Raw genomic sequence first — 12,358 nt, 5'->3', positions numbered from 1 at the left:
GTAGGATCCTGCACGGCACCCTCATGATGGCTGAAGATCCTGATCCAACGACTGACAAGGTTGGCATTAATACTATGTTGCAGTGCGACCGAAGCGATCGAGGTATTAGGATTTTTACAGGCATTGACAATACTGAGTTTGAATTCTTTGCTGTATGTTCTGCGTTTTTTAGCAACAGGAGGTGTTGCTGAATATATATCCATGTTCATGGATTAAGTCCCCACTTGTTTTTAGGTGGGAACTAAATTAAGGCTTATAGGATCGCTTGGTAAGGCTGTGTTAGCCGGATGCTTACGTTGGATAAAAGCTGGATACGATCCGACTTCAAAAACAAACGCCAATCTTCAAGATTGGCGTTTTAAATTCAGTTAAAACCATTTTTAAATCAATGCTAGGTCATTAAAACCAATTCATTAATGAAACACCTAAACCCACATAGGTTGCACGGTGATTATAGTCAATCAAGCTTTCGCCATAACCATCAAACAATTGGAAGTGACCACGTAACTTACCACTAATCGGGAAAACCCAATCAAACTGTGCCGCACCGTGCGAGTCATCACCACCTTTTAGGCTATGACGTAACATCAAAGAAAAGTCATGCTCTTTCCAACGATAAAATGCCAACATGTCACCACGCCCGATATAGTTTTTAATATCTGGGTTGTTGTCATCAGCGCGGTCTTCTTCAATGCGATACCAAGGACGCAACATCAAAGCAAAATTGTCTTTTTCAAAACCCAAATTAAACATAACCCGATTCCAACTGCGTGATAGCGGATCAGAACGACCATTGGATTGATGGTTAAGCGTCACACCCAATAAACGCCCATGCAGCCCCAAAAGTGTATAGTTGGTACGGAACATCAAACTGGCTTCAGGCTCATAATTGGTTTCACGAAATGGACGTGATTCATCACCATTATAAACCTGCCAACGTGATGACTGGGTATAACCTAGCCACACATCACCGTTATCCCCCAACAAATTTTCTACTGCTTTGGTTTTTAAAGACAACTGAAATTTGGCTTCCATTGAGGTCAGATTTTGTTCTTTACCAACTGGAACGGTATTTTGCTCATTCAGACTTTGTGGACGTTCATTTTTATCGGACGTCCAAAAAGTAGGCATCAAATACACAGGTTGATAAGCACGTAAATTCCATGTACCTAATTTACTATCAGATGAAAGCTCCCAGCGCTTATCCAATAAAGATACATTCGGATCGAGCTTTGGTACATCAAATGAAAATAAATTACTCACACCCGCTGCAATTTTTTCTTTCACAGTTTCAGGTGGTGGAGCAAGATCCTGAGCGGCTTGGCGTTCACTCACAAGTGATGTTTTTTCTGCTTCAGGAATTTTAAACAAAGCATCATAACACGCCAGACGATCAGCATTCGCCTCTAAAGCTACACAGGCTCCAGGTGTTGCAGGAGCAACTAAGCTAGCTGGGTCTTGTGCATAGGTTTTCGCCACAAACACAGTGCTGAGTGCGGCAACACTCAGCGACAGTCCTGTGCGTTCAAACAGTTTGAACGCGCTCATAAATCCCCCCAAGTTTTCGTTGTTATTTCACGTATCAGTTCACTTGTTTAATTTCAAAACCAAGTTCGAGCAATGCTTCACGTTTTGACACAGGTGCGACTACGGCTTTAGATGCTTGCTGCTGACGCAAATATTGCTCCGCAACACGTTTTAAATCGTCTAAAGTCACCGCCAATAAACGCTCTCGCAATACTGTGCGGAATGCGGGTGTACGCGCGTGCAATAATGCATAACATGCAGTAATCGCTTCACCTGCAGGCGAACCTGGTTTATCCATACTAGCAATTAAACCTAAAATCGCTTCTTCTAGTTGATGCGGCAATTGGTCTGTATTAAATAACCAATCAATACTCGCTTCAAAGTCGGCGAAAGTTTCTGCCAAGCGTGGATCACGGTAACTGTAAAAACGGAATGAACATGCATTGCCATCGTAGGTCGCACCGCCACCGTAAGCACCGCCTTTTTCACGGATTGCGCTGTGTAAGAAACCATTACGCAAATATGCAGCCAATACCATCAAAGGTGCAGCATCAGGATGCGACACTTCCACCGCAGGATATGCAGCTGCACAGAATTGCACATTGGCTTGAATCAACCATGCCTGATCTTGCTCTGAATGATCTACAGGAACTTTGGTTAAAGCTGCAGAACTCTCTGCGACAGTGAGTTTATCCCAAACTTCTTGAACTTCTTCGACCAAACGATCAGATTGATGTTCTTCACATACCAACAAAAATTGCTTAGGTGCTTGCAGTAATTTATGGTGAATCAATTGCAATTCAGCAATCAGTTTATTGTATTCCGTTGCATCATTTTCAATTTTAGCAACCAAATCTGCCAACCAATTTAATGCGCCCAAACCTGTATTGTTGTAATCACGCAGCGCCAAAGCACTGTGATGTCGCCCTGCAATTTGCATAGCATAACTGTGCCCAGAACCAGATAAACGTGACTGCCAACGGGTTTTACGTTGTTGCAACAACTCAATAATGCGGTCTTTTTCATCAAAACGTAATTGCTCAAATGCTAATTTCAGCAAGCGGATGGCTTCAAGATTATTCACCAAAGACTTAGTGGTTAATGTCAGCCATGCACTGATCTGATTTTTGTCATCGACTTTAGAGCGTAAAGATGCACCCATGCCCAAACCACCGCTGACTGCGGTTTGTAACTGTTGCAATTCTAAATAGTCGTATTCCCCTGCACCCACTTCGCCCATCAAAATAGACAGCAAATTAAAATATGGCGATTGAACAATTTCATCAGGAATTTGAATCAATACTTGCTGATAGTAAATTCCATTGGTTCCTGCATGATATAAATTTAAAGGATAATCAATGCTGTTGCTGATAATTTCACGCAACTCACCCTGCACAATATGCATGGCTGCAGGCACATCTTCCAAACCAACTTTTGGCAATAAATTCAAATCATCTGGTGTATTTTGACGGACTTTTAAAGCTTCCGTTTGCGCGACGATTTCTGCTTTTTGCTCATCTGTGAGTTGTGCGCCTATCTCAGCCAGACGTGCTTTTTCAAGTGCAGCATCTTTGGCCGATTTTTCTGCATCTGGCACCAAAGTCATTTGCACACGGTGCGGGTTATCAATTAAATGTGTCTGAATTAATTGCGATAACCACATTGGGTCTTTAAGCTCTTCTTTGACTTGCTCAATCGCAGTATCTACATCCCACACCTGAATGGGGTCATTGTGGTGAATTGCACTGCTTAAACCATTTAAAATCAAGCTCAAACCGTATGGCATACCATCGCCATTAATTTCACGCTGATGCAATTCAATTTGATGCAAAATTGCATCAACCAATGCAGTATCCACAGGCTGTGCAGCCACATCTTGTAAAACTTTTAAAACGCCCGCCTGAAATTCTGCTGCATGTTCAGGGTTAGAACCTTGCACACCACAGAAGAAGGTCATTTCAAAGTTGGAATCATCCACGCCCATCAATGGTCCTGTAGATTGTGCATGCGCCCAAGTTTCCAAATAATGACGCAGTGGTGATGCAGAATTTTCAAGTAAAACACCTTCAACCAAACGCATACCTAAGCGTAATTTAATATCGCTTGCTTCAGGCAATAACCACGCCAAAACATGATAAGTTTTATCTTTCAGTTCTTCTGCATCGACTGCATAACTTTCAGTCACTGCAACGGGCGCAGCTAAACGACGCTCAGGCTTCGAATACAACGTTTCGCCCTGTTCAAATTTCGCCAAAGCCAACTGTTCAAACTGTTCTTGTAAATCGTATGCAGGCGTATTGCCAAAAGTCATAAATACCGCATTACTTGGGTGATAATGTGACTTATAAAAATCTACCAATTCTTGATAGGTTAAATCTGGAATATCTTTCGGGTCGCCACCTGAATTGTAGTGGTAAGTTGTTTCAGGGAATAAATGATAAGCCAATTGGTGATAAAGCTGATCGGATGGCGAACTCATCGCACCTTTCATTTCATTAAATACCACGCCTTTATAAACAGGCTCGCCATTTTCCAGCTCAATACGAATACCTTCCTGAGCAAAATCGAGAGGATTTAAATTGGCTGCAAAAGCCGCATCCATATACACCGCAAGCAGGTTTTGGAAATCTTTTTTGTTTTGTGTCGCAAATGGATAGGCCGTCCAATCCGCCGCAGTAAATGCGTTCATAAAAGTATTCAAAGAACGACGAATCATTAAAAAGAACGGGTCACGTACAGGGAATTTTTCAGAACCACACAACACAGTATGCTCTAAAATATGCGCCTCACCTTTGAAATCCATCGGCTGAGTGCGAAATGCGACTAAAAAAACATTTTCATCATGTTCTGTCGCTAAGTGATAATGCACCGCACCTGTAACTTTATGTTTAAATTCAGACACTAAAATGTCTAAGGCTTCAACATGGTGTTGACGTACCAACTGAAACGCAGGATGTACAGTCTGGGAAATGGTTTCAGTGACATCTACAGTCATGTGATCTCCTAAAAATAAGCAAATAAAAAACTAAAGCCATTATAGCTTTAGTTCTTTAAATAATTCACGTTGAAAACCCGACTAAATTGATTGAAATTTGCAAAGTAGCAACAAAATGCTCTGATGCGATGCTTGAAGCATAAGCAAAACTAGATCAGGTATTTAAAATAACTATAATTTGGATGATTTTCGACATACACATAATTCTGTTTTTGATAAAAATGTGCTGCCGATTTAGTGTCAGTGTTTAAACACAACGCCGAGAAATTGGCACGTGCTTTTTTCTCTAAATGTTGTAGCAGCTGTTTGCCCACGCCATGTTTACGATAATTTGGCAAAACATAAAAACGACGTACCCGTCCAATACGACTTTCAATATCCTGCTCATTCCATTGCTGATTTAAACCTCCACATGCAACCAGTTGATCACCATCGTAAACAAACAATAAAAATTCACCAGGCTGATTAAAGCGGTTTTTGCCACTTTCCCATTCTTCAATTAAACGATGGACAAAATCAAACCCTTCTTGAGCAGCATGTTTGGCCAAAGTCTGTATTTGCGTTGGTAACTCTTGTGCTTCTTTAATTTCGATGTTCATCTCACCTTCCTGATAACTCTGCTAAACCCCTATTTTTCATCAATAACCTTCAATCAGCTGAATTTTATTCATGAAACTACAGCAATCCTGAGCATTGGTGTAAACTTAGTGTTTTTAATTTTGACTGTGATTTAAAGACATGGCAACTGTAGACCTTTTTGCAATTGGTAATGCATTAATTGACCAAGAATTTCAAGTCTCGGATGACTTCCTTATTCAACATAACTTGCAAAAAGGTACTATGCAATTAACCGATGGTGAAACACAAGCAAGTTTATACAACAACTTAATTAAAACGCAAAGACATAAAGGCCAAGCTTCAGGTGGTTCTGCTGCAAATACCACCGTTGCATTTAGTGCTTTAGGCGGTCAAGCCTTCTATGCTTGCCGTGTGGGCAACGATGATTTGGGTGATATATACCTCAAAGGCTTAAATGAAGCAGGTATTCACACCACAACCAAATCTGTCAGTCAAGGTGTTACAGGTACTTGTATGGTACTAGTGAGTGATGACTCTGAGCGTACCATGCACACTTACTTGGGCATTACCGCAGAACTTTCTGCCACACAAATTGATTTTGAGCCACTTAAAACAGCAAAATGGCTTTATATAGAAGGCTATTTATCTACGAGTGACACTGCACGCGCTGCGGTAAAACAGGCGCGTGAAATTGCCAAAGCCAATCAAGTAAAAATTGCACTGACTTTATCTGATCCTGCCATGGTGCAATATGCCCGTGAAGGTTTGGATGAGTTACTAGACGATGGTGTAGATTTGATCTTCTGTAATCAAGAAGAAGCCATGATGTACACAGGTACAGAAACAGCAGAAAGTGCTTTAGAACAGTTAAAACAAAAAAGCAAATACATTGTCATTACATTGAGCGCACAGGGTGCCTTAATTTTTGATGGACACAACTCTTTTAATGTACCAGGTCGTGCAGTCACTGCTGTTGATGCTAACGGTGCCGGAGATGCCTTTGCAGGTTCATTCTTGTATGCACTCAATGCAGGTTTAGGTTTCCAAACAGCAGCTCAACTCGCCATTCTTGTTTCAAGTGAAGTGGTTGCTCAATTCGGCCCTCGTCTTGCTGTAGAGGATTACGCTAAACTTTTGCATAACATTCAAAAGGAATTTGCATAATGAATAAAATTAGTATGATGGAAGACATTCCTGAGCGTGAAGCTCGCTCCTACGAAACGCCAAATGGTGATACGATTTTCATCACCCAACGCGATGGCATGTTTTACGCTTACAAAAATGTGTGCCCACATCTACAAGTGGAACTAGAGTTTTTAGAAAACCAGTTCTTAGACCGCGACCAAGAATATATTGAATGCTCAACACATGGCGCATTGTTCATGGTTGAAACGGGCGAATGTATTTCTGGTCCATGTTTAGGTCAGTCACTCGAGAAAATCGAGATCAGCGTTCATTCAGATGGTGGGATTTACTTAATCAACGACTAACTTTAAGCGGCTTTCCCCTAAGCTAAAAAAACTCAAAGTTCCAAATCTTAGCTCTATACAAAACCAGATCATTTATCTATGCTCTCTAAGCAGAGTTAGATCTATGATCTGCATCTAGTCACATCAACTATAAATATTTCAACAGGCGAGTTTAGCGCATGCATGAGTTTTTATCTGATTTGAGCTTAATGCCCTTTCATCTCAGCTTGGTTGTTTTAATGCTAATCAGCACTGCCGAAACGATTGGTTACTATTTTAATTTTCGTCCAAGTCAGTTGCTTGAAAATGTATTTTCACAACGGATTACAGAATCGCCGCTTTTAGATGTTAAATTTTCCAAAGTACTGATTTTTGTTTTTTTACTGATGAATTTCAGTGTTTCAGGATATTTTTTACAGTTCTTCATTTACTCACAAAAACAGCATTTTGTTCCTGCATATTACATTATTTTTCCAGCGTTTATTATTGCTATCTTTTTTACAGTCTTCATGATTCATTGTTTAGACCAAGTTATCAAACCTAAATACAGCGTGCGCCAAGTCGATTTACTCGGACGTTTGGCCACAATTTCAAGTGGCAATGCCCGTCCTGGTTTTTCTGCACAAGCACGTGTGCGTGATGAGTTTGGGCAATTGCATTATGTGCAGGTTGAACCTGAATTTGGTGAACTTGAATTTCAAGCTCAAGTCATTATTGTTCGCAAAAAACAATCTCACTATCTTGCCAAAAAAATTTCAGCATCAAATAACTTATTTAGCAATCCATAAACCTCTTTTGAAAGTCAAAATTTGATTATGTTGACCCCATGAAATATCAAAATCTTAACTCGATTCAATGATGATGAATTTAAACGACTAGTTAGAGTTTCTTGTCAATTATTCCTAAAAATAATATCGGTGAGAATATGCTTAACTTGCCTATAAAAATTTGCAAGATCGCATTCGTTGCGTTTAGAGGAACAATTTTTGTTATATTTAAATTTCTTACGCTTTGATAAATCCCAAATTGAGCTATCTGCTGATTAGAATCTAGCTGAAAGCTAGTGTGAAACGTACTCTTCAAAAAGTTGAAAATGTTCTGATTCAATCATGAATTTTCGCAATGCCAAAAAGTAATCCTAAGTTTAGCGAGGCGAATGATTTGATCGTTCAAGTCACTGAGTCACAGATTGAGCATCAAAAAAACCAAGTAAATTCTATAGCGGTAAAAAGAAGAAACATACGTTAATAATACAGGTCATTTTCAACCCACGGCTAAAGCAAATTGCAAGTATAGAGGTCGAGTGTGACAGAAAACATGATCTGACGATTTCTCGTAAATATTTGAATATTTATACATTATGGCAAATTTAGGCAATAAAAGATTTTATCATATCAGGAGTTAAGTTACTCATTCTATTAAAGAAATTTAAGAATTTATCATTAGCCAAATAGCACAACAGATTAGCTAATAAATCAGTGCGCATGGGATCACAATTGAACCTAACCACGGCAAAATTAAACATTTTCAGCTATGAAAATAATGCTACAGAAAAAGACGGAAATGATGAAGTCTCCGACAAACCTGGTACGGTTCATGTTCCCAAGTTAACTTTCTCAAGAGATCCATTGTAGGAAAATAAAAATAGGCGGAATCGTCATTAAAATTTAACAAATCAATGAGAATAATTATTAGCTGATAATATCTCTAATTTATTGCTATTTTTAGATTGATTTTTATTCATAGCAATTTAGTCTGATTTGCTTTTTTTAAATATAAGTATTTTAGTCAGATTTTAAATAATTAATTACAAGTGTTTCTGTCAAGTTTAAAAAAACTACTTTGCTCCATTTATTTCCTGTAATACAAAAAAACAAGTTATTGTTTTATAACAATTTAACAATATATTTTCATTTTAACTGTTTCAGCTATTTTTTTTTGTATGTTTTTGTTTAATAATATAAAACACAGTTTAAAAAATAGGCTTATAAAAGTGAGCTTAGTTCCTAAAGATTTAAATAGAAAAGTAGTTCGTGAACTCACGATCATTTTAATAATTAAGGTCGTGCTGTTAATGGTCATCAAAAATATTTGGTTTGATGCCCCAACTATTCCTCAAAATTTTGATTCACAAGTTGCTGAGCGTATTGCTGGCAGTCCTTCCTCAATCAAGGAGACACGTTGATGATTTCTGAAAGCGTGGTCGATCTCTCGCGGTTCCAATTCGCAATGACCGCGATGTATCACTTTATTTTTGTTCCACTGACTTTAGGTCTGGCTTTTATTCTTGCCATTATGGAAACCACTTATGTGATTTCTGGTAAAGAAATTTATAAAGACATGACTAAATTCTGGGGAAAACTCTTCGGTATTAACTTTGCTTTAGGGGTAACCACTGGTTTAACCATGGAATTCCAGTTTGGTACAAACTGGGCTTATTACTCACACTACGTGGGTGATATCTTTGGTGCACCACTTGCAATTGAAGGTTTAATGGCCTTCTTCTTAGAATCAACCTTCATTGGTTTATTCTTCTTTGGATGGGATCGACTCACCAAAGTGCAGCACTTATGTGTAACGTGGCTAGTTGCGCTTGGCTCTAATATGTCCGCACTCTGGATTTTAGTCGCCAACGGCTGGATGCAGAACCCAGTGGGTTCTACCTTTAACTACGAAACCATGCGTATGGAATTGGTTGACTTCGGGGCATTAATTTTTAACCCTGTTGCGCAAGTTAAATTCGTACACACTGTTTCTGCAGGTTATGTAACGGGTGCTATTTTCGTTTTAGCGATTTCAAGTTATTACTTATTGAAAAAGCAAGACTTGCCATTTGCGCGTCGTTCATTCGCTATTGCAGCAATTTTCGGTTTAGCTTCTACTTTATCTGTAATTCTACTTGGTGATGAATCAGGTTATGAATTAGGTGATGTTCAAAAAACCAAACTCGCAGCAATTGAAGCAGAATGGGATACTCACCCTGCTCCTGCAGCGTTCACTTTATTTGGTATTCCCAACGAAGAAACGCAAACGACAGATTACGCAGTTAAAATTCCTTATGTCATGGGAATTATTGCAACGCGTTCTGTTACCGAAGAAGTAACTGGTATTAAAGACCTGATCGCAAACCACGAAGTTCGTATTCGTAACGGTATGGTTGCTTATCAACAACTTGAGCAATTACGTGCAGGCGACCAATCTCCTGAACTTAAAGCGGCGTTCGAGCAAACTCAAAAAGACTTGGGCTACGGTTTATTGTTGAAAAAATATACACCAAACGTTGTAGATGCGACTGACGAACAAATTAAAATGGCTGCTGCGGATACTATTCCACACGTACCAAGCTTGTTCTGGGCATTCCGTGCCATGGTCGCTTCTGGTTTCTTAATGCTGTTGTTATTCGCACTTGCAACTTTTGCAGTGGCTAAACGCAATGCTGAAAGCAAACCTTGGTTATTAAAATTTGCATTATTCTCATTACCTTTACCTTGGATTGCTGCGCAAACAGGTTGGTATGTAGCTGAAGTTGGTCGTCAACCATGGACAATTGGTGAAGTACTTCCAACACACTTGTCTGCATCTTCACTCAGTACTGGCGATGTATGGGGCTCAATCATTGCCTTGGCAGCGTTCTATACTGTATTGCTGATTATTGAAATGTACTTGATGATCAAATTCTCACGTCTAGGCCCAAGCTCGCTTCATACAGGTAAATACCACTTCGAGAAACTTGAAGCTGCGAAAAAAGCCAATGAGGAGGCTTAAGCATGATCGAATATGAATTACTCAAAATCATTTGGTGGGTGCTAGTTGGTGTACTACTCATCGGCTTTGCCCTTACCGATGGCTTCGACATGGGCTCAATGGCAATCATGCCATTTGTAGGTAAAAATGACGAAGAACGCCGCGCTGCAATCAACACGATTGCACCGCACTGGGATGGTAACCAAGTTTGGTTCATTACTGCTGGTGGTGCGTTATTTGCTGCTTGGCCGATGGTTTATGCGACTGCATTCTCTGGTATGTACTGGGCCTTACTATTAGTCTTGTTTGCCCTATTTCTGCGTCCTGTGGGTTTTGACTACCGTTCAAAACTTGAAAACACCAAATGGCGTACATCTTGGGACTGGGGCTTGGCAATTGGTGGTGCAGTTCCTGCTTTAGTATTCGGTGTGGCGTTTGGTAATATGTTCCTTGGTGTACCATTCACCCTAGACGAAACTGTACGTTCAACCTATACAGGCAGCTTCTTTGCATTATTAAACCCATTTGCTTTAGTGTGTGGTTTAGTTAGCTTGTCTATGCTGTGTGCACATGGTGGTGCATGGTTAATGCTGCGTACCGATGGTGACTTACGTGCGCGCTCTGCAAAAGCAACGCAAATCATGGGCATCGTATTCCTGGTGTGTTTCTTGGGGGCTGGTGCATGGTTATACTTCGGTAGTATCGAAGGTTATACCCTAGTAACTCCATACGACACCAATGGTGTAGCAAACCCATTGGCTAAAGAAGTTTTAACCAATGCAAACCCAGGCTGGATGAACAACTACTCAGCTTACCCAATTACCATGATTGCACCAATTATGGGCATCTTGGGCGGTATTTTGATTGTTCTTGCAGCAGGTAAAAATAAAGCTGGTTTAAGTTTCACAGGTTCATCATTAGCGGTAATCGGTGCGATTTTAACTGCAGGTTTTGCCTTGTTCCCTTTCCTAATGCCATCAAGCCTCAACCCTGTTGCAAGCTTGACTATGTGGGATGCGGTATCTAGTCAAAATACGCTAACTGTTATGACTGTAGCCGCATGTATCTTCGTACCAATTATTTTGTTGTACACCACTTGGTGTTACTACAAAATGTGGGGCGTTATCACCAACAAGCACATTAAAGAGAATTCACACAGCCTTTACTAAGGCTGTGTCTAAGGAGAATAAATTATGTGGTACTTTGCATGGATTCTCGGTATTCTGATGGCATGCTTTGCAGGTGTCTTGAGTGCCCTGTATATTGAATCTCATCAAGACCTTGACGAGGAATAGTGAGATGACAGACACTGCAGTGAACGCTGAAACAACAGTTCAAAAACCGAACAAGATTGCGATGGTTATTTCATGTTTATTGGCATTCCCACTCGCAGCTGTACTGCTTCTTCATCCAGCAGCAATGCTAGATGCTAACGGTGAATATAGCCATCGCGCCATGATGTTTATTATGATTGGTATTTCAGGTGGCTTTGTACACGGTGTTGGTTTTATTCCACGCTTCTGGTTTTGGAAATGGTTATTTAGCCCATTTGTGGCTTGGCCATTGATGATTTGGGGTTATTACACTTGGTTTCTTTAATGAAGTGTAAATAAGTCCCTTAAAAAGAGCGCGATATGCGCTCTTTTTTATTGGCCTAATTTTAAGAGCCGCAGATCATTCCTCTGCATCTTCACCATAGAAAATAACGTATAAAACTTTGAAACTACCAATCTAAAAAGACGAACGTAAGCGTCCGCTGAACACACCTTATGAATTCATCCTATAAGCCTTAATTTAGTCCCCACTTAAAAACAAGTGGGGACTTAAATTTATGACGACAAATAATCAGACATCCATCGCATCTCTAGCGAAAAAACGAAGAACATACAGTGCTGAATTTAAACAGCAGATCGTTCAGGCTTGTAAAGCACCTGACGTTTCAATTGCTTCGGTCGCTTTGCAACATGGATTGAATACAAATCTTGTATCCAAATGGATTCGCTTATTTGATGGTAAGCCAAAGAATGATCGCTCACCACTACCG

13 protein-coding genes and 1 pseudogene are annotated in these 12,358 nt (G+C 39.9%); 10 read left to right on the top strand and 4 right to left on the bottom strand.

Going from position 1 to position 12,358, the window contains the following annotated elements; translation table 11 throughout:
- The 4 genes from BJN41_RS14950 to BJN41_RS12695 form a co-directional block, all read right to left on the bottom strand.
- Window positions 1-209 (bottom strand): transposase (locus tag BJN41_RS14950; protein WP_141730344.1); only part of this gene is annotated, 209 nt, incomplete at its 3' end.
- 190 nt (window positions 210-399) lie between these two features.
- A complete protein-coding gene (locus tag BJN41_RS12705) occupies window positions 400-1,548 on the bottom strand; it encodes a phospholipase A (RefSeq protein WP_070155621.1) in 1,149 nt (382 codons plus the stop codon).
- Window positions 1,549-1,582: 34 nt separating this feature from the next.
- Window positions 1,583-4,522, bottom strand: coding sequence for an insulinase family protein (locus BJN41_RS12700; protein WP_070155619.1), 2,940 nt, complete (start codon window positions 4,520-4,522; stop codon window positions 1,583-1,585).
- Window positions 4,523-4,671: 149 nt separating this feature from the next.
- On the bottom strand, window positions 4,672-5,121 hold the full coding sequence (locus tag BJN41_RS12695; protein ID WP_004973417.1) for a GNAT family N-acetyltransferase: 450 nt from the start codon (window positions 5,119-5,121) through the stop codon (window positions 4,672-4,674).
- Between the two features lie 139 nt (window positions 5,122-5,260).
- Here BJN41_RS12695 and BJN41_RS12690 point away from each other — a divergent pair, with 139 nt between their 5' ends.
- The 10 genes and pseudogenes from BJN41_RS12690 to BJN41_RS12650 form a co-directional block, all read left to right on the top strand.
- Complete coding sequence (locus BJN41_RS12690; RefSeq protein ID WP_070155617.1) at window positions 5,261-6,265, top strand: adenosine kinase; 1,005 nt, start codon at window positions 5,261-5,263, stop codon at window positions 6,263-6,265.
- 14 nt (window positions 6,266-6,279) lie between these two features.
- Window positions 6,280-6,591 carry a Rieske (2Fe-2S) protein gene (locus tag BJN41_RS12685; protein ID WP_171066651.1) on the top strand — a complete coding sequence of 104 codons (312 nt, stop codon included), beginning with the start codon at window positions 6,280-6,282 and terminating at the stop codon, window positions 6,589-6,591.
- 158 nt (window positions 6,592-6,749) lie between these two features.
- A complete protein-coding gene (locus BJN41_RS12680) occupies window positions 6,750-7,358 on the top strand; it encodes an OB-fold-containig protein (protein WP_070155613.1) in 609 nt (202 codons plus the stop codon).
- Window positions 7,359-7,396: 38 nt separating this feature from the next.
- Window positions 7,397-8,104 (top strand): annotated as a pseudogene (locus BJN41_RS15915) (IS5/IS1182 family transposase); the annotation flags it as partial.
- Window positions 8,105-8,563: 459 nt separating this feature from the next.
- Window positions 8,564-8,755 (top strand): cytochrome oxidase putative small subunit CydP, encoded by a 192-nt coding sequence (gene cydP, locus BJN41_RS12675; RefSeq protein WP_070155611.1) that lies wholly within the window; start codon window positions 8,564-8,566, stop codon window positions 8,753-8,755.
- Window positions 8,755-10,335 carry a cytochrome ubiquinol oxidase subunit I gene (locus tag BJN41_RS12670; RefSeq protein ID WP_070155609.1) on the top strand — a complete coding sequence of 527 codons (1,581 nt, stop codon included), beginning with the start codon at window positions 8,755-8,757 and terminating at the stop codon, window positions 10,333-10,335. The genes cydP and BJN41_RS12670 overlap by 1 nt, the downstream gene beginning before the upstream one ends.
- 2 nt (window positions 10,336-10,337) lie before the next feature.
- Window positions 10,338-11,483, top strand: a complete 1,146-nt coding sequence (gene cydB / locus BJN41_RS12665; RefSeq protein WP_070155607.1) for a cytochrome d ubiquinol oxidase subunit II — start codon at window positions 10,338-10,340, stop codon at window positions 11,481-11,483.
- Between the two features lie 24 nt (window positions 11,484-11,507).
- The gene (gene cydX, locus BJN41_RS12660; protein ID WP_004860610.1) at window positions 11,508-11,609 is read left to right on the top strand and encodes a cytochrome bd-I oxidase subunit CydX; all 102 of its coding nucleotides are present in this window, start codon (window positions 11,508-11,510) and stop codon (window positions 11,607-11,609) included.
- Between the two features lie 4 nt (window positions 11,610-11,613).
- On the top strand, window positions 11,614-11,913 hold the full coding sequence (locus tag BJN41_RS12655) for a cyd operon YbgE family protein (RefSeq protein ID WP_004973403.1): 300 nt from the start codon (window positions 11,614-11,616) through the stop codon (window positions 11,911-11,913).
- Between the two features lie 232 nt (window positions 11,914-12,145).
- A partial coding sequence (locus BJN41_RS12650) for a transposase (protein ID WP_141730412.1) occupies window positions 12,146-12,358 on the top strand: 213 nt, incomplete at its 3' end.

The sequence above is a fragment of the Acinetobacter towneri genome (assembly GCF_001758345.1).
Classification (GTDB): domain Bacteria; phylum Pseudomonadota; class Gammaproteobacteria; order Pseudomonadales; family Moraxellaceae; genus Acinetobacter; species Acinetobacter towneri_A.
The sequence above is the reverse complement of the archived record's forward strand: the minus strand, read 5'-3'. Positions and strand labels throughout refer to the sequence as shown.